The organism is Klebsiella sp. K-3, from assembly GCF_051207495.1.
Lineage (GTDB): Bacteria > Pseudomonadota > Gammaproteobacteria > Enterobacterales > Enterobacteriaceae > Klebsiella > Klebsiella aerogenes.
This window is the reverse complement of sequence record NZ_JBPNXF010000024.1, coordinates 1-20,349: the sequence shown is the minus strand read 5'-3', so window position 1 is coordinate 20,349 and position 20,349 is coordinate 1. Positions and strand designations below refer to the sequence as shown.

Below are 20,349 nucleotides of genomic sequence, written 5' to 3'. Positions count from 1 at the left end.
TGCGCCGGAATTTCCGGATCATTGTTCACTGCTTTGGCCATGCGTCGCTGAATGGGGCGAATTTCATTCTTTTTGTAGGTGCGTTCCACTTTTTCAGGGTCGCCCAGTCCTGCGGTATTCTGCGGCACAATACCTGCCAGCCCGGCCGGGAAGCGGTGAGCGTTCAGAATGTCCTGCGCACTGATATTTTTCACACTGGCAAATTCATCCTTTGCAGAAATATCCCCCATTTCGATAAATTTAATGGCGTCACCATCGCCGCCAGGGATATTTACCAGAATGGTGGAGAAGTTCCCGATCCCTTTGCTGTCACGCAGCTGCTGTTCAATCTCTTCTTCCATTTCATCCGTCATGCTGGGGTCACGGGTATACAGGATGCCGCCAGTATGTGCCCCATTGTGGTAGTAGCGTCGGCGAAAAATCACCGCTTCACTGTTCAGCAGGGCGGAATGAATGCCGCCGATATAGTCCGGCAGGCCATAAATGTGCTGCTGCGGGTCATACATCTTGATAAAAATGATGTCTTCTTCAGGGAATACCAGCGGTTCCCCTTCCTGCAGTACCACGTAATCACCAGGCACATTACGATCATCATCCCGGACTTTGCGGCGGCGCAGGTAAAGGCCGGGAAGAGGTTCCAGGCCGATAACGTCTCCCCAGCCGTTGCGGATTTTCGCAATGGCCACATCACCAAACGTCAGATAATCAAATGCGGCCGCTTCCAGTTCATCATCCGTGAGACCACCGCCAAGATAATCTGCCGTCACCATATTTTTACGGGCATGAATAATGCCACCGTGCTGGCCGTTCAGGTTAATCAGCTGTGCCAGCGCCAGCCGATCAATAGGCTGGGTAAAATGGTCGGCGGCATTGTCGTACCAGATATCCCGGTAATCCGTGCCGGTAGTCAGTACAGGTTCCGGTTTACCAAAAGAAATGATGCTCATTTTTTTTGCTTTGTCGCCGCGCTTATTCCGGGCGTTATATCGTTTTTTCGTCATGCTGCCTTCTTCATTCTCCAGCGGGATTTTGGTTTGTTTTCATAGTTAAGCGGTTCGTTATGCAGGGCGTGCGTGATCGCCCAGAACGATTCTGCATGGCCAGTTTCGGGGCTGCGGTCTGCGACAAAGGTCATGGCATTCCCGCTTTGCGTGGTTGTGCGTCGGATGGCCATGAAGCTGGCCGGGATCTCTTTCAGGTTTTTATCCCACTCGATACGCTGGCTTTCGACCACATCCGCGGCTTTCAGTACCAGCTGGTTTTTGGTGTTCAGGTCGTAGCGGATAGGCACGGCCACGCGCATAGCAAAGTGCTGGATATTGTCAAAAACGCCCTGGCCTATGCCGGTGACATCAACACCCAGATAAGTGAAGTTATATTTTTTAAACAGGCTTTCTATCTGCTTTGCCTGCCAGCGGAAGTTCATGCCTTTCCAGTTAAACACCGCCAGTACGCGGAATTTTTCTCCGGCCAGTTCAGGTGGGGCAATAATGACGAAGCAGGACAAATCGCCGCTGCGTGCCGGGTCAAAACCACCCCATACAGGACGATTGCCAAATGGCCGGGCGGCGTTGGGGTCGTGATCCTGCCACGTCTCAATTTCGACGCCGCAGGCTTCCAGGTCGGAAAAGCTGAAAACGGAATCCTGGCTGTCCACGAAAACGCACATATACAACATGTTGAATGTAGTTTCGTTGTAGCGGTTCCGTAGCTTCTCGATGCTGGCCAGATTAAAGCCACCGGCGATCGCATCTTCCATCGTAATGATATAGCGCCACTGGCCATCGGGGCAGAGTCGGCCACCGTTGCGCATTTCGTCAAATGACGGGAATTTGATAGCCGCGCGTTTTTTACTGCCCTGTTTCCATTCCTCGCCAGTCCAGAACGGGTAAGCCTGGTGCGTTTTGGCGGATGGAGTGGAAAAGTAGGTGGTGCGCCATTTATCGTGTGTGGCCATCGCGCTGGCCACTTCATTCAGCCTGGCAAAGTTCGGTACCCAAAAATATTCGTCACAGTACAGGTGGCCGCTGTAGGACTGGGCGGTGTTTTTGTTGGTGGAAAGGAAACGTAATTCCGCGCCGTTGCTTAAACGGATCGGATTGCCGGTTAGTGTGATGCCAAAATACTGCTCGGCGATATTGACGATATAAGAGCGAAAAACCTCTGCCTGGGCTTTGGACGCTGACAGGAAAATTTGCGGATCGCCGGTCATGACCGCATTTTCAAATGCCTCGTAAGCAAAGTACCAGGTTGCCCCGATCTGGCGGCTTTTCAGGATATTGCGCACCGCCTGACCAATATTCTGGCGCAGGTGTTTCTGGTAGCCGAAAAGATGTTCCTCCGCCCAGGTGTCAAAATCCTCCTGGGTAAGCGATGAAATATCGTTTTTCTTGTACCTGCGTTTGCTGCGGGGTTCGCCATCGTCGCTGTCTTGCGCCGCAGCTGCTTGCCCGTTCCCACGGTTTGCCAGCATCTTTTCTTTATGTTTATTACTTTGCGCTCGCAGTTTAGTGGCATGAGCAATAAGTAAATCCATCTCTTTCAGGTCGAGATCGGTTTTATTATCGCGCCCGGCCAGCAACTGGTAACGGCGTTCAATCGCCTCTTCAGTACTTTCATGGCTGAGCAAATCAGCCCAGCTGTATTTCTCCGCCCAGTAGTAAACGATCCGCGCATTCGGCAGATTTAATTCAGATGCAATTTCTTTTGGCGTATAGCGACGCAAATACAGCGCCCGTACTACGCCTTTTAATTCTTCAGAGTATTTAGCCATAGATTTAATTATGCCGCGGCTATGACGAAAAAACGGTGGTGTTAATTCGTACCTGTTCGGCAAAGGGCGGTTATCCGAATTAACCAGAATTAAGTCGAGTGCGTGCTTTCTGCAATCCGGCAATAATTGGAATCACAGCAGGAAATCAGTTAATCGGCAGGGGAGGGAATATGTGTCGCATTTAAAAACTGACTGGCTGTGTGTTGCTACAGAAGGGGATACCGTAGACGGCAGGGAGATTAAAAGACAGTGGATTATCGATATGGGGGAAACCTACAACTATAACCACTATGTCGCTTTAATCTGGCCAGAACATGAAGATGATTGCGGTAATTTTGGTGAAGTACTGGAAGCCACCTGGCACGATGGCGACGATGGGCTAGCGCGGCTGTTTGTCAGCTTGTGCCCGAATATGCGCCTTATCTTTGCCAACCATGAAGACCAGCTTTTGTTCTTTTCAATTGAGCCGGAAGAGAACTGGCGCGGCAGTGGGCGTACTTACCTGAAAGGGCTGGCGGTGACAGATACTCCGGCCAGCGTTGGCACCACACGGCTGCGCTTTAGCAGTCGGCGCAAAAAATTAACGAGACAGGGATATTACAGTTGCGTAATTTCCCGCGACGGTAAAATTAAACAGGAAGAAAGAATGAAGAACTGGCAGAAATTATTTGGTATTAAACCGAAATTTGAAGAAGAGAATCCAGGCGAAAGCCCGTCGCCGGATGATGATAAATTGCAGGCGCTGGCCAATGCTCTTAATGAGCTGGAAGGTCGTGTAGCCAAAATTGAAAATCAGCTGGGTGATGTAAAAGACGATGTTGATACCATTGCAGAAGTAGTGGATACAGAAGAGTTTTCTGTTATTCGTGATAATGCAAAAGATATCGTTAAACGCTTCAGTGATTTGGGTGGTAAGTCAAGCCGTACTCAGGGACGTAATATCAAGGATAAGCCGGGCAGCTTTAAATTCCTGTAACTTTCAGTACGTCAATTAACACCGAATAATTTTTATATCGCTTAAATGCGAGGGAGTTTTATGCACCTTAATAACCGTGCGCGGGATTTACTGGATAAATACTCGGCGGGGATGGCGCAGCAATTAGGCGCACCGGATACCCGTCGTTATTTTTCCCTGAATGACCCGCAGGAAAATGATTTACGTCTCGCCATGCTGGAATCCGTGGAATTCCTGAACATGATCACCTGTCTGGACGTTGACCAGCTGAGTGGCCAGGTTATTTCCGTTGGTAATTCCAGACTGCATACCGGGCGTAGTGCTACCGGGCGTTTTGTGCAGCAGGTAGGCGTGGATGGTAATGACTATTCGCTGGTTGAAACAGACAGCTGCGCTGCACTGCGCTGGGATCTGCTTTCTGTCTGGGCGAACGCCGGAAAAGAAGAAAATGAATTCTTTAATCTGGTGCAGGCATTTACCACCCAGGCTTTTGCGCTCGATATGTTGCGCATTGGTTTTAATGGCCAGAGCCGCGCTAAAACCACCGATCCAGAAGCTAACCCCAATGGCGAGGACGTGAACATCGGTTGGCATGAGCGCATGAAAACGCTTTTGGGTGGCAACCAGATTATGACAGATAAGGTCGTGTTGGATGAGGCCGGGGATTACAAGTCACTGGATGCAATGGCCTCCGATCTGATTAACGCCAAAATTCCTGCGCAGTTTCGTAATGACCCGCGCCTTGTAGTGCTGGTTGGTGCTGACCTGGTGGCGGCGGAACAATACCGACTGTATCAGGCGGCTGATCGTCCGACTGAGAAGATTGCGGCGCAGATGCTGGGTAGCACTATTGCAGGCCGTAAAGCGATTATTCCGCCGTTTATGCCGGGTAAGCGCATGGTGGTGACACCGCTTTCTAACCTGCATATCTATACCCAGCGTAATACGCGTCAGCGTAAAGCCCGCTTTGAAGATGATCGCAAACAGTTTGAAAACAGCTATCTGCGTAATGAGGGATATGCGATTGAAGTGCCGGAGCTGTATGCGGCGATCGATGAATCAGCCGTCACCATCGGTGAAGTGACCGAACCTGTGGAGGGTTAAGCATGGCACTTTCTCCCGCACAGCGGCACAGCCAGCGTATTGCCACGGAACAGCGCCTGAAACAGAGCCAGGCGGTGGACAGCAGCGAAAGCATGCACATCCTGATTGCTGCGCTGGAAAAGGATGTGGCGCAGGCCAGAAGTATTCAGTTTATTCCAGATCGTGTTGCGTTTAAGCGTGATGTGTTGCTGCCGCGCTGGATGCCAACCGTTGAAGCCTATCTGGCCAGCGGGCAGGTCTATGCAAACCCGGTACTGGCATGGTGCGTTATCTGGTTGTTTGACGTGGGCGAGCTGGATAAGGCGCTGGACTGGGCAGATATCGCAATCAGCCAGCAGCAGGCCACACCAGACCGTCTGCGCAGCAACTTCCCCACATTTGTGGCGGATACCATGCTGGCCTGGGCGGAAGAGTCAGCCGGGCGTGGGGAAAGTATTGAGCCGTATTTTTCCCGCACGTTTGACCGTGTGGCTAACACCTGGCGCTTACATGAGCAGGTGACAGCCAAATGGTTCAAGTTTGCCGGGCTGGAGCTGTTGCGCGGGGAGGATGGCCAGAAAACGGCGGCGGGCGTGGATGACGTGGCCACACTGGAAAAGGCCGATCAACTGCTGGCTATTGCAGAGCGGCATTATTTCAGGGTTGGTGTGAAAACTGCCCGGCAGACCATCGCCGCACGTCTGCGCAAATTAACGCAGGTTTAAAGACTACCGACAGCCAGGCGGACGCGGTGGAGGGCAGCGTACAGACCGTACAACTGCGCCGTGGAAACCGGACAGTCCGCCTTTTTCGGGGGATATATGTTTAGTGGCAAGCCGCTGGATTATCAGGATGAACCGCTGACCAATAACGGCTTCTGGCCTGATTTGAATCTGAAAGATTTTCAGGCGCAGCGGTCACTGCCTGCTGATATCGATGCGGATACCATCGCGCAGGCGCTGATCGCAGCCGTCGCAGAGGTCAATGCTGAGCTGGAGCGGGTTGAATCTGACTGGCAGGCAAAGGGATATGCCCAGGCCACGGAAGTGCCGGGGGTAAGCATGGGCGGGCTGAACAGCCTGTGCGCCCAGTACACAAAGGCTGTTTTTGCCAGGGCAAAGGCCGATTTACTGGGGGAGTTTGCCACTATCGGACGGCGTGAAACGCATCCGGGGCAGGAAAGCCTGGAAACGCGTGCGGGGCTATTGGCGGAAGCATCGGTGGTGATCCGCCGTATGAAAGGACTTAAACGGGCAACGGTGAAAAAAGTATGAGCCAGACACAACTGGAAAACCTGACCGCTTTCTTTCAGGTGAATGTCCCGCCACGGGCGATGCAGTCATTTGATAGCGTGCTTGATGAAATGGAATTCATTCCCGCTGCCAGGGATTTAGGGCTGGGGCAATACCGGCAGGCCGTTATCCGTTATGACGCGGTACTGAGCTGGGCGCGTTTCCCGTACCGACTTTGCCCGCCGCAACTGCTGATGTCACTGCTGGCAGCATGGCTGGACGAGGCGGATCGGGAACTGCTTGACGAAATCGGGGTAACGGAAGCCGATCCGCAGTGGGATGTATCTGTGGAGGATGAAGAAACCGCCACCGTAGTGCTGAGCGTACCAATGGCGGAAGAGCTGGTGATTAAGCAGGATGAAAACGGCGCTATTCCGTGGCGTGGTGAGCGCTGGTCACTGGTTAATCCTGAAATCTGGACGGCGATCCACGCCAGCGTTTATGGCGTGGATGAAACCGGTGCGCCTATCGGGGTGGAAGAGTGATCGCGGGCGGCGAGCTGAACAAAGCGCAACTGGCTGCGCTGCGCAAGGCACTGGCAGCAATGGAGCTGCCGCCGAAGAAGCGCCAGCGGTTGTTGTGGCGTATGGCCAAATACGGCGTTATCGCCGCCGCAAAACGCCATGTGCGCAATCAGGAATCACCGGAGGGAAGCGCCTGGCCGGGAAGGAAAACGCGCCGTAAAGGGAAGATGCTGCGCAATATGCCAAAACTGCTGCATATCCGGGAAATGCCCGAAATGCAGGCTGTGCGGATTTATCTGCAGGGTGGAGGCTACCGGAACGGGGATACACCGGTACCCGCAGGCACCGTGGGTTACTCGCAGCAAAATGGGATGCGTGTTCGTGTCAGTCGTGCCAGCCAGCCACGGCAGGACGGGGGCGCAAAGATGGCCACGGCGGCGCAGGCAAAGAAATTACGCGCCCTGGGGTACCGGGTGCGCCGGGGGAAGCGCTGGAAAAAGCCAACCCTGGGCGAAATCACCACATCCATGCCTTACAGCCAGGCGGGGTTGCTGATACGAAAACTCAGCGGCAAGGCGGTGAAAACGAGCTGGACAATTGATCTGCCTGCCCGTGTGTTTCTGGGTATGGGGGAGGATGAATTTAACAAGGCGCTGGCACGGCAGCTGCAGGCCATTGGCTTTGGCTGGGATGTAAATGCGCAGGATATCAGGGGGAGAACATGACCTGGCCAAATGTAGGAGTTAACCAGCTGAATCAGCTGCAGGGGGAAACCAGTGAGGTGGAACGCTGCGTGCTGTTTGTCGGCAAGGGCGCGGTAAATATGGGTAAGACGCTGGCGGTTAATACCCAGAGTGATTTTGACAAATTGCTGGGTGAAGGTGACAGCCCGCTGAAAGGTGACGTGCTGGCCGCGATGAAAAACGCCGGGCAGAACTGGTGGGGGTTCGTGCATGTGCTGCCGTCCGATGCGGAGGCGGATGCATGGGTGAAAGCCGTTAAGGCTGCGCAGGTATCGTGTTCCGTGGAAGGGGTGGTGCTGTCAGACGATATTTCCACTAAAGAGGCAATTAATCAGGCGGTTGCACTGCGGGCGGATCTGATCGCGAAGTTTGGCCGCTGGGTGTGGTTCCTGCTTGCGGTACAGGGCATGCAGGACAAGGAAAGCCAGGCTGATTACCTGGCACGCGCTTCCACGCTGCAGGATGGCATTGCGGAAAAAGCGGTGCAGCTGGTACCGCGCCTGTTTGGCCATGAGCCGGGCGTGCTTGCTGGCCGGTTATGTAATCGTGCAGTGACCATTGCTGACAGCCCGGCGCGAGTCCAGACCGGCGCACTGCTTGATCTGGGGAGTGATGAATTGCCGGTGGACGGCACCGGTGAAGTTCTGGAGCTGGCCACGCTGCAGGCACTGGAAATGCAGCGCTACAGCGTGCCGATGTGGTACCCGGACTATGACGGCTTTTACTGGGCAGATGGACGTACCCTGGACGTGGAAGGGGGGGATTACCAGTCCATTGAAACGCTACGCATTGCCGATAAGGCTGCGCGTCGTATCCGTCTCCTGGCTATCGGCAAGATCGGTGATCGCTCGCTGAACAGCACGCCGGGCAGTATCGAGGCGCACCAGTCACTTTTCATGAAGCCACTGCGCGAGATGTCCACCGCCGCCAGCATCAATGGCGTGGCGTTTCCGGGCGAAGTGAAGCCGCCGCAGGATGGTGATGTGGCCATTGTGTGGAAGAGTAAGAAAGCGGTGGATATTTACATTGTGGTGCGCACGTATGAAGTGCCGCTGCAGATTACGATCAATCTGATGCTGGATGCCAGCCTGGAGACTGCCGCATGAGTAAGCGTATTTCGGGGATGTCGTTTGATGTCTATCTGGATGGTGATCTGATCCATATCGAGAAAATTTCACTGGATATCACCGATAACAGCGCCGCCGCGCAGACGCGTGGTGTGCCGGATGGCCATGTGGACGGTGATGTGTCGGCTGAGGGTGAAATTGAAGTCAGTTCCAAAGTGATGAAGGTACTGACCGCAAAAGCCCGCGCAGCGGGTTCATGGCGGGGCATCCCGGCTGTGGATTTCCTTTTCTACGCGAAAGCCGGCAGCGAGGAAATGAAGGTGGAAACGTTCGGCAATAAGCTGCAGGTCAGCAACCTGCTGGATATTGATCCAAAAGGTGGCACGGTGGCCACGCACAAAATCAAGTACTTCGTGACCAGTCCGAAGTTTATCAACATCAACGGTGTTCCGTATCTGGAGCCGGAAGCCACGGAAAACCTGATCGGATAAGGGGCAGGGATGCAGGACTATGAAAAGGGGTTTATCGCCCTGGCGGTGATGGGGGCGCTGATTGCGCTGGGCAAGATGCTTAACAGCGGGGAACCAATAACCCTGCGCCTGGTTGCGGGGCGTGTCATTGTCGGCAGCGCCCTGTCAGTGGCTGCAGGGGTGGCGTTGTACTTTGTTCCGGATATCCACCCCCTGGCACTGGCCGGGTTTGGTTCCGCACTGGGGATTCTCGGCCTGAATGGCGTTGAAGCCTGGCTGCGTCGCAAGGGGATTGATTTTTTAGGTAAGGGGGGCAGAAAGTGACACTAAGCGAAAAGCAACAACGATTTACGTCGATGATTGCATTGTTAATCCAGTATGCAAATGCAAACGGTATGCAGTTGACCTTTGGTGAAGCGTATCGCACGCCTGAGCAAGCGGCGCTGAACGCAAAGAAAGGCAGCGGTATTTCCAATAGCCTCCATACCCAGCGGCTGGCTGTTGATTTTAATCTGTTTGTGAAGGGCGAGTATAAAACCCGCACGGAAGATTACCTGCGGCTGGGTGAATACTGGGAAAAGCTGGGCGGTAGCTGGGGCGGACGCTTCAGGTCTAACCCGGACGGAAACCACTTCAGCCTGGAACATAACGGGGTGCGCTGATGGATAAGCTGACGGTGGGTGTGGTGATGCTGGCCATGATGGCGTTTGCCTGCGGCTGGAAGGTTGCCAGCTGGCAGCGTGACAGTGTTGATCTGGCTATCCGTAAAACAGCCACTGCCACCGGCACGCAGCTGGCCAGTGTGGCCAGCGCATCCGGGCGAAAACTGGAAGAAAAGCTGGAGGCTTTAAAGAATGCGCCACCGCGTGAAATTCGCACGGAAGTGGTTAAGCCGGTGTTTACTAACGTGTGCCTGTCTGCTGATTTTGTCAGCATGTACAACGATGCCACCGCCAGCACAGAACGTGCGTTATCAGGAAAACCTGAAAACTAAATGCGCCGTGCAGCTGCCGCGCCTGAAGGGCACGCAGGGTAAAGACGCAGCAGAACTGTTAACCCTTTATCTGGAAATGTACGGCCAGTGTGCGGCACGTCATAACCAGTTAATTGATGAAATTAATTTACGAGAGAATATATTAAATGGAACAAATTAAATTAGTGGTCTGTGGTACACCTGTTATTTTTGAACCCAACCAAACGGCATACAACAAATTCATTAACGAAATGGCAATGGATAATAAAGTTGCGCCCGCACATAACTACCTGACCCGTATTGTGGCGGCAGAAAGTAAAGATGCGCTGGAAGATATTCTGAAACGTCCGGGGGCAGCAATCCAGTTAGCCGGAAAGGTGAATGAAATTTATGCGCCTGAGCTGGAAATTGAAGTAAAAAACTGAGTAAGCGAGTTCGTTCTATTGAAAATAACGGACTCGACCAGTATTTAATTTTACGTCGCCACTATTTACCGCAGGGTAATGATTCCATAGATGATATTGCAGCCGCGATATGGCTTGATAATCGTCACTGGGAAAATATGCATATTGCCATTGCTAACGGAATCAGTACCGCATTTAAAGGCACAGAATGAAACAGTTAGATTTTACATTAAGCCTGATTGATAAATTATCGCGCCCGTTAAAACAGGTGCAGAACAATGTCACCGGCTTTGCTGAAAAATCAAATGCGGCATTTATGCGTATTGGTGGCGGTGTGCTGGCGCTGGCGGGCGCGGGGATGGCCATTAAAGGCGCATTATCACCGGCAATTGAAATGTATGACGCGCTGACCGATGCCGCGGCAAAAGGCATTGGTAGTTCTGTCCTGAAAACCGTGCAGCGGGATGCGCTGGCATTCAGCACGACCTACGGTGCCAGCGCGGTGGAGTTTGTGCAATCCACCGAAAGCATTAACGCATCCATTGCCGGGCTGACCGGCAATGAGCTGCCGAAGGTGACAAAAGTTGCCAATACACTGGCGTTTGCCCTGAAATCCACTGCTGCAGACACGGCAGAATTTATGGGGCAAATGTATGGCAATTTCTCAGCAGAGGCGGAGCGCCTGGGCAAAGTCCAGTTTGCCGAGCAGCTGGCAGGGAAAATGGTGTACATGCGCAAAACCTTTGGCACGGAAATGGCCACTATCAAGGATTTGATGGAAGGGGCGCGCGGCGTGGGTACCAACTATGGCGTGGGGCTGGATGAACAGCTGGCCGTACTGGGGCAATTAAGCCGCACACTGGGTACGGAAGCCAGCAGCGCTTATGAAGGTTTTATGACGGGTGCCATTGATGGCGCTAAAAAGCTGGGGCTGTCGTTCACTGATGCCACCGGCAAAATGTTGTCCATGCCGGAAATGTTGATCAAGCTGCAGGGCAAATACGGCAAAAGCCTGGAAGGGAACCTGAAAGCGCAGGCGGAACTGGATGCCGCTTTTGGTGACAGTTCCGCCGTGGTGAAACAGCTGTATGGCAATGTGGCGTTGTTACAGCGAAATATTACGGAGTTGGGCGGGGCAGATGGCCTGCGGCGTACCCAGGAAATGGCCACAAAGATGGTAAAACCCTGGGATCGCTTCGTTGCCATCCTGCAGGCAATCAAGACGGTCATTGGCCTGACGTTGATCCCGGTGTTGTATCCATTATTAAACCGCCTGGCGGATATGGGGCAGACTTTTGCCCGCTGGATGCAGATGTTTCCCAATATCGCCCGTGTAGTTGGGTATGCCTCGATGGCGTTGCTAAGTTTTGCCGTCGTGGGCGCAACGGTAAACATCGTTATGGGCGTATCCAAATTTATCATGTTAGGGCTGGCGGGGATCTGGCGTGTCCTGGCCTCCGTCACAACAATTTATACAGCCACTTTGTGGCTGGCACAGAAAGCGGTGGTTGTCTGGAATGCTTCTCTGGCCGCATTGCGGGGGATTTTACTGGCGGTAAGAATGGCCGCAGTATTATCTGGTGCGGCGATTAATTTCATGAGCTGGCCGATCCTGCTTGTCATTGGTGCCATTGCCCTGCTGGCCGCAGGCTGTTATCTGCTGATTAAGCACTGGGATACGGTAAAAGCGGCCGTGATGAATACCGAAGCCTTTAAGGTTGTAGCCGGGGTGGTTACATGGTTGGCGGGTATTTTTTCCAGCGCCTGGCAATTTATTAAAGATGGCTGGAATAGTTTTATTGCACTTCTGACCGGCTTTTCACCGACGCAGGCGCTTGGCGGTATGGCCAGCGGTATTATCTCAATGTTTGATAATGTCTGGCAGGTTATCAAAGGCGGTTTTCTTAAATCATGGAACTGGATTGTAGGGAAGTTAAATAAAATTCCCGGTGTGGATATTTCTATGGCCGCAGAAAGCCCGCCACCGTTAACGTCGAATACGTTATCTACTGGTGGCGAGTTAAAAGGTATTGAGCGCGGCGGTATCAGTAAATCCATTAACAGTAATGCCAAATCGGTAACAGATAACAGTAAGAAAATTGACACGGTAAATATTTATCCGAAAGAAACGCTTTCGCCGGGTAAATTAATGGAATGGCAGGAGCTTAACGGATGAGTGAAAACCTTTATATCGACTTACTGATCCAGAATGGTGATTTTGTTCTGAATGTGGGTAATGAACCTGAATTATGTAATAACCGCCAAAGTATTGGGCAGGATGTTGTCCATTCCATTCTGGAAAGTGGGCTGGCAACCCGATTAATTGCAGAGCGAAGTCCGACAATGCGAGCCGATATTTTTACCCAGCTTGAATTACTGGTGGAAGAAGATGAACGCATTGTGCCTGGTACCGTGGAAATCAGTGAAGAAAGCCCGAAGCGATTATGGGTGACAGCCAGCACATATGATTTTGGCCGTATTGCTTATCAGGTGGATGTATGACGGAAAAGCCGCAGGTTGATTTTGAAGAAGTACTGAAAGACAGCGGAATGCCGGTCACGGAAGACGATGTGCAGGCGCGTTTTAACGCCATCGTGGCTGGCGAAGGGCTGATCACTAACACATCCCGTATGTCACCTTTCTGGCGGTTGGTCACAGCGATAGTGACCGCGCCGGTCATGTGGCTGAAAGATGCGCTTATTGGGGTCGTGCTTACCAATATGTACGTGGCGACGGCAGGCGGCAAGATGCTGCGTTTGCTGGCATGGGCGGTAAATGTGACCGCAAAACCAGCCACCGCTGCCGAGGGGGTGATCCGCTTCTTCAAAACCGATGCAAAGGCTACCACCACCGTAAAGGCAGGCACGCTGGTACAGACTGAGCGTATTAATGGCCGTGTATATGTGTTGGCCACGGTGGCCGATGTGGTGATCCCCTCCGGTGTGGCCAGCGCCCTGGTGGCAGTCAAAGCAACCGGAACAGGCGGTGCGTATAACCTGGCACCGGGGTATTACCGGATTTTGCCTGTAGCCGTGGATGGTATCAGCCAGGTGGCCAGTGAGGAAGACTGGCTGACGAAGCCGGGAGCCGATGAAGAAAGTGATGATGAACTGCGCGAGCGCTGCCGCAACCAGTTCAATCTGGTGGGTAATTATCACACTGATGCGGTTTACCGTTCGATGATTGCCCAGGTTGCCGGGCTGAGTATTGACCGCATTTTTTTTGAGCATGAAGCGCCACGGGGACCAGGTACGGCAAACAGCTATCTGTTGCTGGATACCGGTGTGGCCTCCGCGCCGTTTATTGATGCTGTGAATGACTACATCAACACACAAGGCCACCACGGCCACGGCGACGATATGCAGTGTTTTGCCATGCCAGAGACACGCCACGATCTGGCGGTAAGCGTATACGTGCCGAGCGTCAGCAATATGACTGACGACGAAGTGAACGCGCTGAAATCGGGCGTGGAAAATCTGATCCGCTGTGCGTTCCGTGAAAACGCGGATTTTGATGTGAAAAAAACGTGGCCATATTCCCGCTTCTCTTTTTCCCAGTTGGGGAGGGAGTTACACAGGGCTTTCCCGCAGACAGATTCTATCGAGTTTTCGTTACGGGACATTACCAGCGGGCTTGATGTTCCGCGCCTGAATTCGCTGACAGTGAGTCTGCATGATGACTGATTTTATGAAGAAACTGGCCGCGCTGGCGCTGCCTTTCTGGATGAATAAAGGGGAACCGGCAAAGCTGCTGAATGCATTGCGCCGTTTCTGGGCAGAGGTATACAGCTGGATAACCTGGCCGCTGGCGCAGTTTGATCCGCTGACCTGCAGTGAACCGATGTTAAACCTGATGGCGTATGACCGTGATATTCCGCGCCTGAATGGCGAGCCGTTGAACCTGTTCCGTAAGCGCGTGGCGTATGCGTTTGTGAATGCCGCGGATGCCGGTTCAGTGGAGGGATTCATCAACATCTTTGATCGGCTGGGTATCGGATACGTCGAGCTACTGGAGCGCCAGCCGGGTATCGACTGGGATGTGATTCTGGTGCGCGTTTCAGACAGCCAGATAGCCGACAACACGCAGCTGATGATCCAGATTATCCGCCAGTACGGGCGAACCTGCCGCCGTTATCAGTTTGAAGTGATTACATCGGAAAGCCTGTTAATCCGGGCGGGATGGGATCAGGGGGAATATGTGGTTTACCCGGCGAGGATTGCCGGAACGCTAACCAGTAATACTTTTTTCAGCGCGAGCATATAAGGAGTTAAATATGTCGCAAACCGTTATCACGCAGGCGTTTGAACAGTGGAAAGCGCAGCAGGGAAGTACCGGTGAACCTGTCATGCTGGATGAGTTCATTTTTGCCAACGTGCCAGGCCTTGATCCGACACGGCCGATTGACCGCAACGAAAAGCTGCCACCGGCTGGCCAGATTGTTTACCGCGAGGCAGTCACGCGTAAAGGTGTGGTGAATGAAAACGCCGTAGTGCATTCCGTTGTGCTGGGCGCAGACGTAGGCGATTTTTCGTTTAACTGGATCGGTCTGATTAACAAGGCAAGCGGTACGCTGGCCATGATTGTACATGCGCCACTACAGCAGAAACTGAAAACGAAAGAAGGGCAGCAGGGTAACGTATTAACCCGTTCATTTCTGATGGAGTACAACGGCGCACAGGCTGAAACGTCAATCAATACGCCAGCAGAAACCTGGCAGATAGACTTCACCGCCAGAATGGCCGGAATGGATGAGCGGCAGCGCCTGGAAAATACTGATATTTATGGCGCTGCCGCATTCTTTGGCGATGGCTGGCTGGTTGGTAAATCCGGCAATCAGTATTTTGTGACGAAAGGCGCGGGGTATGTTGCCGGGCTGCGTGCGGAGCTTGCCGCAAATCAAAATATTACGGTTGCTGCAAAGCCCGTTAAAGTCTGGCTGGATGTGTGCTGGACAGGTGGGTTTACCAGTGCCTGGGAAGTGCAGACTAAAGCCACGGTAGCGGCGAGCCTGGCGGACTATGAGCAAAACGGTGTTAAACATCATGTGTTTGCGCTGGCCAGTATTGATGCCAACGGAAACATCACGGATTTACGTCCGAAAGGTTCGCAGGTTGAACGCGTAGCCGTGAAATCGGTTGATAATATCAGGCCGGACGCGAAAGGAAATGTGGATACGAAGCGGGGCGATGCTATCCAGCCTGTTATCGCCTTGCCCGTTATTACAAATGGCAATAGTTCATTTATTAAAATTGCCACTATTAAAGACTGTGGTTCGACATCCGGTTATTTTCAGATAAGTGTGTTTGGTAGCGGCAATTATGGCAGGCCAGTACAGAACGTTGAGCAAATATCAGTAAGCTGTCGGGGTGTCGCCAACATGACCGCCGCGAATATTGATACCTATATTCGGCATAGTGCTATTGATAACGGTTCAGATTCTCCACTGCGCGTTGTTGCCGCGCCTGCAGCTGCTGCTGGGATGTTTGATATCTATCTGAATGCTTCCGGTGGTTGGTGGAGCGGTGTTGCCATGCGGGTGGAATCAATTTCAGGCGATGGCGTTTTTATAAGTGGCCCTGTCGTAGACAGTAAAATGGGGGCAAATGCATGGACATCTAATAAACCAGCAAATAGTTTCACGGCCAGCCGGAAAACCCTTCTGACGGATGCTGATACCGGAACCAGCGGTGGAAAAATTCCGCTTTTGAACAGGGCAAATACCTGGACAGCGAAGCAGGTTTTTAATAATCCCAGCGCTGTAACCACTGAACAGTCTGTGGCCATAACGGGGGTGCAGCATACACCACTGGTTTTAAGCCGCCCGACATCCACCGCAAACTTATCAATCGGCTTTCAGCTTCAGGGCATGAACATGAAACGCCTGGGGGTAAATCTTGAAGGGGATCTTTGTTACGGTGAGCAGGAAAATCAGGGGGCTAATCCAAAAGTTATCACCCAGGCGGTACTGGATAATAAAGGTCTGACGGTTAACGGTGCTACGACGCTAAAAGATACGACGATTAATAGCACCGGTTTTATTAATAAGAAAGGCATCTATTCATATAGCGATGCAGGAAATAATTATAACGAAACAAAAGGCATCGCCCTTAAGGGGAACGGAGATTTAATTTCAGAAATTTATTTTCTGGAGAATATCTCAAAATATGCGGCCACCTGTATTCATACACGAAGCGCAGGCCGTGATAGCTGGGTTGAGTTTCGCCATGATGGCCGCTTTTACGTTAATGGTTCTGATATGTCCCCAGCCGGTGCGATTGTGGCGTGGCTGAGTGAAACGCCCCCGGCTGGCTGGTTGCTTTGTAATGGTGCCGGATTTAATAAAACGCTTTTCCCCTGGCTGGCACTGGTATTTCCAAAAGGTGTTTTGCCCGATTTGCGAGGGGTATTTCTGCGCGGCAAAGATTCGGGGCGGGGTATTGATCCTAATCGTAATCTTGGCGATCTCCAGTGGGGACAAGCGCCAGCCTCAGCAATCGGGCGTGGTGACTGGGGTAATTATGCCGGACGTGATACAGGGCGTCCGGGCAGAGTAGGTACTGATTCAGATGGTAACTATAACGTAAAACAGGAAACCGAAGCGCAGCGTGAAACCCGCCCGGTAAACGTATCCGTAAATTACATTGTGAGAGCAGCATAATGGCTACATCAAAATATTCACTATCAATACCTAAAGCCGTTATTGGTGAGGATGGTTTTTCTATTCATGCCGGTTGGATAACAACCTATAACATGGACATTCATACGCGTGAATATACCGGCGCTCGTTCAGATTACCTTCAGGAAGGTGTAAGCCTGGCTGCGGGCGCATATGTCGATGCACCAAAACTGCCGGCGACTGATAAGCAGGCTGTGCGCCGCACCGCTGACAATGCGGCGTGGGAAATCGTGCCGGATTACCGTGGGCATGTAGCCTACAGCACTGTAACCGGCCAGCCGGAAGTTATCACGGAAATGGGAGAGCTACCCGATACGTTGTCATTTTCCGCCCCGCAAACCCCATTTGATTACTGGAATGGCACGCAATGGGTAACAGATAAAGACGCTGAACGGGCTGCAAAAGTTGAAGAAATCCGCGCGCAACTGGCGCAACTGACGCTGGAGGCAGACAGCGTGATTACTCAGCTTGAGCGGGCAATTAAATACGATCTGGCCACTGACGAAGAAAAAGCACTACTGGAAGCCTGGGAAAAATACAGCGTACAGCTGAGCCGGGTTAAACCAGAAGACTGGCCGGACATCTCACTACCGGAAAGGCCTGAATATGTGGCGTGAAGCAAGGCTGGCATTTACTGATGCCGTTGGGGCAATAAACTGTTCCATCGTGCCAGCGCATCCATGGGTATATGGCTTGGGACAGCAGACCGATAACGGCGCATATCTCAGTCCGGTTAATGCCATTTCATACCTGGCAGAAAAGCTGGCCGGAACGGGCGGTGAAGCGGATGTGGTCATTATGATGGTGACTGGCCAGGCACATGACAGTTTCATGAGTAGCCTGAATCAGCTGGTTGACGTGTTCCCTTCACCGGCATTTACGCAGGTTAAGCGGCTGGCGCAGTCGGCCGCGCAACTGGCCACGGAGAAAATGCAGATCCCTGCCGGTATTGGTAACGGTCTGCCGGTGGCGGTGCCATTGTCGGTGCCAACCAGCCGGGCAGCTATGGCGGCAGCGGCGGTTAAAAAAGCCCAGGAAGCGGCAGGACAGGCACTGGATATGGATTCATTGCAAAAGCAACTGGAATCCTTCACACAGCTGCGCGATGAAATAATTGGAGATATTGCCAGCGGGCTGAATGAACTGCAGGGGAAAAGCGCCAGAGCGTGGGTATTTACGGCCAGTGGCAATCTGGGCGCAACACTGCTGGAAATGGTGAAAGATATCCCGCAACCGTCAGCCGTACATACGGCAGCAATGATGCTGGTTGGCAATAATCTGGACGGTATAAAAGGAATGATACATGACATCGATCCCGACACTGGCGCTTAACGGGGAAGCCATCCCGCTGAAAAATATGCGCGTCACCCTGACTCAGCAATTTCAGGATAAAGACCAGAGCGGCCAGACCAGTGCCACGACCAAATCAGAGCAGGGGATTAAAGGTAAGGAATTGCGCGTATCGGGCGAAATTCCGTTTAAAAGTCCTGAAGTACTGAAACGCATCTTTGATCTGGCCAGCGCCACCGGCAGCGACGGACAGCGGCAAAAGTACCGCGTTGCACATGAAATGGCGCGGGCGGTGAATTTTCGTGAAGCGACGTTTACCGGCACGCTGGATGCACCGCAGCAGGACGGGAAAATGTCATGGCTGGTCACATTTACCCTGACGGAACATGTCAGTGTGCAGGAAAAGCGGGAAGCCAGGGCAACCAGCAAAACCACGGCCAAAAAACAGACGGCCGGTAATGCCGGGAAGGGCGGCGGCGGCGGTCAGGATGCCGCTGAGGATGAAGCAAAAATGACGTGGTTTGAGCGCAAAGTGCTGAAGCCGGTTAATGATGCGTTGGGGTAAGCATGAAACCAGTAAAACGCCTTTACCTTTCCGGGGATGAAGTTCATCTGGCGGATGCCAGCCTGGTGCTGGAGCTTAACAGTTGCGGCCGCGGATTTATTACGGCAGAGACGACACAGGATTACACCGGGAAACTGGTGCGCCTTGATGTGGGATACAGCGATTTAATTCTGCGGTGGTTTACTGGTTATGTGGAGCGCTCGCAACCATCGGAAAATGGCTTTCAGCGTCTGTTTGTCCGGGAGCTGGTCGGCGTCTTTGATAAATTATGGCCGTGTTCATTTCAACATCCAACTTTGCGCAGCGTGGCCACCTGGCTGGAAGAAAACAGCGGGATCGCCGTAAGCGTGCCGGATGCTGGTTATTCCGATAAGCCGATCCCCCACTTTACGCACAGCGGCAGCGGTTATCAGCTGCTGAACAATCTGGGCAAAGCGTTTGGTATCACGGATTACATCTGGTACCAGTTGCCGGATGGTGGTCTTTATGTCGGAGGGGCGGAGCTGGCATTGTTTGCGGGTAAGCCCGTGACAATCCCGGCTGAATTCAGCCAGGGCGCTGCCGGTGGTAATTCCATGACATTGCCGGTCATTCAGAGCCTGCGGCCTGGTGTGGAAATGAACGGGGAGCGCATAACCCGCGTGCATCTGGAAAATGACACAATGGCCGTCACCTGGACACCACGCAACAAAGCCACCGGCGAACCCTTGCAGAAAACGCCATTACAGCGCCAGATTGAAAGCCAGTACCCGGAACTGGCTGCAGGTCTTCATTTGCCAAAATTCGCCAGGGTGCTTGCCCCCACGGAAGAAGTCAGCAGCGGGAATTTTGCCGATCCGTTCCGCCCGCGATATGCCGTTAACGTGCAGTTGCTTGATGCTGAGGGCAACCCGGATAAACAAACACCGGTTTATTCAGCCGTGCCGCTGCCGGTACCGATGGCCGGAAATGATGCTGGTATGTATCAGTTTCCGCCTGAAGGTACCCTGGTGGAAGTGGGATTCACAGGTGGCAGGCCTGATAAGCCATTTATCCGCCAGACTGTGCCGGAGGGTAACAGCCTGCCGGATATTAAACCGGGCGAGCAGCTGCAGCAGCAGCGTGCGGAAGTATCACAGCGGGTTACGCAGGCCGGTGACTGGGTGAGACAGACCGATCAGGCCATTGATGAATCGTCAATGACCAGGGTTATCAAGGCCGATACGGAAAGCCGTGAACTGGTCAGCCGTGACACAACAATCAAAGCCACGGATAACACTCGCGTGCTGGGTACCGCCACGCTGATGGCCGGTGCCATTCAGCAGGTGAGCGCCGGAGATTACAGCCAGGCGGTGAAAGGGAACTGGCTGGCCAGTGTCAGCGGTAATGCTGAAAGCAGAATTGCCGGTAATCATACAATGCATGCTGGCGGGGATCTGACTGAACAGATCGGGAAAATTCGCAAAAGTGTGGCGGCGATTCAGCAGCAGATAATTGCGCCGGTGGTGTGGATTGGTTCCGGCAGTATCAACGTGGCGCAGCTGATGCTGGATACCCTTGACGTATTAAAGGAGCTGGCGGAACAGACGGCCAGCCATACCCACAGTAATACGGG

General features: G+C 52.9%; 25 protein-coding genes. 23 read left to right on the top strand and 2 right to left on the bottom strand.

Annotated elements, in window-relative coordinates:
- Both ACSEMK_RS23840 and ACSEMK_RS23835 read right to left on the bottom strand, forming a co-directional pair.
- Positions 1-1,001: phage portal protein (locus ACSEMK_RS23840; protein WP_435336660.1), on the bottom strand; the 1,001-nt coding region annotated here is incomplete at its 3' end.
- A complete protein-coding gene (locus ACSEMK_RS23835; protein ID WP_032411131.1) occupies positions 998-2,773 on the bottom strand; it encodes a terminase large subunit domain-containing protein in 1,776 nt (591 codons plus the stop codon). The genes ACSEMK_RS23840 and ACSEMK_RS23835, both read right to left, overlap by 4 nt.
- A 172-nt stretch (positions 2,774-2,945) precedes the next feature.
- On the opposite strand from ACSEMK_RS23835, the gene ACSEMK_RS23830 reads away from it, so the two are divergent.
- From ACSEMK_RS23830 to ACSEMK_RS23720, 23 genes are all read left to right on the top strand, one after another.
- Positions 2,946-3,749: a GPO family capsid scaffolding protein gene (locus ACSEMK_RS23830; RefSeq protein WP_435336659.1), complete on the top strand. Its 804-nt coding sequence runs from the start codon at positions 2,946-2,948 to the stop codon at positions 3,747-3,749.
- A gap of 60 nt (positions 3,750-3,809) precedes the next feature.
- Positions 3,810-4,832, top strand: coding sequence for a phage major capsid protein, P2 family (locus ACSEMK_RS23825; protein WP_032411135.1), 1,023 nt, complete (start codon positions 3,810-3,812; stop codon positions 4,830-4,832).
- A 2-nt stretch (positions 4,833-4,834) separates the two neighbouring features.
- Positions 4,835-5,536 (top strand): phage terminase small subunit, encoded by a 702-nt coding sequence (gene gpM, locus ACSEMK_RS23820; RefSeq protein ID WP_141146381.1) that lies wholly within the window; start codon positions 4,835-4,837, stop codon positions 5,534-5,536.
- Positions 5,537-5,632: 96 nt separating this feature from the next.
- Positions 5,633-6,085, top strand: a complete 453-nt coding sequence (locus tag ACSEMK_RS23815) for a head completion/stabilization protein (RefSeq protein WP_257064884.1) — start codon at positions 5,633-5,635, stop codon at positions 6,083-6,085.
- Entirely contained in the window at positions 6,082-6,588 is a 507-nt protein-coding gene (locus tag ACSEMK_RS23810) for a phage tail protein (protein WP_435336658.1), read from the top strand. The genes ACSEMK_RS23815 and ACSEMK_RS23810 overlap by 4 nt, the downstream gene beginning before the upstream one ends.
- Positions 6,585-7,292, top strand: coding sequence for a hypothetical protein (locus ACSEMK_RS23805; protein ID WP_141146383.1), 708 nt, complete (start codon positions 6,585-6,587; stop codon positions 7,290-7,292). The genes ACSEMK_RS23810 and ACSEMK_RS23805 overlap by 4 nt, the downstream gene beginning before the upstream one ends.
- Positions 7,289-8,416, top strand: coding sequence for a DUF2586 domain-containing protein (locus tag ACSEMK_RS23800; protein WP_257064875.1), 1,128 nt, complete (start codon positions 7,289-7,291; stop codon positions 8,414-8,416). Before ACSEMK_RS23805 ends, ACSEMK_RS23800 begins: the two co-directional genes overlap by 4 nt.
- Positions 8,413-8,868: a phage protein gene (locus ACSEMK_RS23795; RefSeq protein WP_032411150.1), complete on the top strand. Its 456-nt coding sequence runs from the start codon at positions 8,413-8,415 to the stop codon at positions 8,866-8,868. The genes ACSEMK_RS23800 and ACSEMK_RS23795 overlap by 4 nt, the downstream gene beginning before the upstream one ends.
- A gap of 9 nt (positions 8,869-8,877) precedes the next feature.
- Complete coding sequence (locus tag ACSEMK_RS23790) at positions 8,878-9,171, top strand: phage holin family protein (RefSeq protein ID WP_032411153.1); 294 nt, start codon at positions 8,878-8,880, stop codon at positions 9,169-9,171.
- On the top strand, positions 9,168-9,509 hold the full coding sequence (locus tag ACSEMK_RS23785; protein ID WP_435336657.1) for a M15 family metallopeptidase: 342 nt from the start codon (positions 9,168-9,170) through the stop codon (positions 9,507-9,509). The genes ACSEMK_RS23790 and ACSEMK_RS23785 overlap by 4 nt, the downstream gene beginning before the upstream one ends.
- Positions 9,509-9,841, top strand: coding sequence for a hypothetical protein (locus ACSEMK_RS23780; RefSeq protein WP_047043552.1), 333 nt, complete (start codon positions 9,509-9,511; stop codon positions 9,839-9,841). Before ACSEMK_RS23785 ends, ACSEMK_RS23780 begins: the two co-directional genes overlap by 1 nt.
- On the top strand, positions 9,813-10,001 hold the full coding sequence (locus ACSEMK_RS23775) for a hypothetical protein (RefSeq protein WP_047043550.1): 189 nt from the start codon (positions 9,813-9,815) through the stop codon (positions 9,999-10,001). Before ACSEMK_RS23780 ends, ACSEMK_RS23775 begins: the two co-directional genes overlap by 29 nt.
- Complete coding sequence (locus ACSEMK_RS23770) at positions 9,988-10,245, top strand: putative phage tail assembly chaperone (protein ID WP_032411162.1); 258 nt, start codon at positions 9,988-9,990, stop codon at positions 10,243-10,245. Before ACSEMK_RS23775 ends, ACSEMK_RS23770 begins: the two co-directional genes overlap by 14 nt.
- A complete protein-coding gene (locus tag ACSEMK_RS23765) occupies positions 10,242-10,436 on the top strand; it encodes a DUF6890 family protein (RefSeq protein WP_373276859.1) in 195 nt (64 codons plus the stop codon). Before ACSEMK_RS23770 ends, ACSEMK_RS23765 begins: the two co-directional genes overlap by 4 nt.
- On the top strand, positions 10,433-12,400 hold the full coding sequence (locus ACSEMK_RS23760) for a phage tail tape measure protein (protein ID WP_435336656.1): 1,968 nt from the start codon (positions 10,433-10,435) through the stop codon (positions 12,398-12,400). The genes ACSEMK_RS23765 and ACSEMK_RS23760 overlap by 4 nt, the downstream gene beginning before the upstream one ends.
- On the top strand, positions 12,397-12,726 hold the full coding sequence (locus ACSEMK_RS23755; protein ID WP_032411168.1) for a DUF2590 family protein: 330 nt from the start codon (positions 12,397-12,399) through the stop codon (positions 12,724-12,726). The genes ACSEMK_RS23760 and ACSEMK_RS23755 overlap by 4 nt, the downstream gene beginning before the upstream one ends.
- Positions 12,723-13,907 (top strand): baseplate J/gp47 family protein, encoded by a 1,185-nt coding sequence (locus ACSEMK_RS23750; RefSeq protein WP_130965610.1) that lies wholly within the window; start codon positions 12,723-12,725, stop codon positions 13,905-13,907. The genes ACSEMK_RS23755 and ACSEMK_RS23750 overlap by 4 nt, the downstream gene beginning before the upstream one ends.
- Positions 13,900-14,487: a hypothetical protein gene (locus ACSEMK_RS23745; RefSeq protein WP_348876865.1), complete on the top strand. Its 588-nt coding sequence runs from the start codon at positions 13,900-13,902 to the stop codon at positions 14,485-14,487. The genes ACSEMK_RS23750 and ACSEMK_RS23745 overlap by 8 nt, the downstream gene beginning before the upstream one ends.
- 10 nt (positions 14,488-14,497) lie before the next feature.
- Positions 14,498-16,882, top strand: a complete 2,385-nt coding sequence (locus ACSEMK_RS23740; RefSeq protein ID WP_435336655.1) for a phage tail-collar fiber domain-containing protein — start codon at positions 14,498-14,500, stop codon at positions 16,880-16,882.
- Positions 16,882-17,517 carry a tail fiber assembly protein gene (locus ACSEMK_RS23735; protein WP_435336654.1) on the top strand — a complete coding sequence of 212 codons (636 nt, stop codon included), beginning with the start codon at positions 16,882-16,884 and terminating at the stop codon, positions 17,515-17,517. The genes ACSEMK_RS23740 and ACSEMK_RS23735 overlap by 1 nt, the downstream gene beginning before the upstream one ends.
- On the top strand, positions 17,507-18,232 hold the full coding sequence (locus ACSEMK_RS23730; protein WP_435336653.1) for a hypothetical protein: 726 nt from the start codon (positions 17,507-17,509) through the stop codon (positions 18,230-18,232). Before ACSEMK_RS23735 ends, ACSEMK_RS23730 begins: the two co-directional genes overlap by 11 nt.
- Positions 18,204-18,755 carry a hypothetical protein gene (locus ACSEMK_RS23725; protein WP_435336652.1) on the top strand — a complete coding sequence of 184 codons (552 nt, stop codon included), beginning with the start codon at positions 18,204-18,206 and terminating at the stop codon, positions 18,753-18,755. Before ACSEMK_RS23730 ends, ACSEMK_RS23725 begins: the two co-directional genes overlap by 29 nt.
- A 2-nt stretch (positions 18,756-18,757) precedes the next feature.
- A partial coding sequence (locus tag ACSEMK_RS23720; protein ID WP_435336651.1) for a hypothetical protein occupies positions 18,758-20,349 on the top strand: 1,592 nt, incomplete at its 3' end.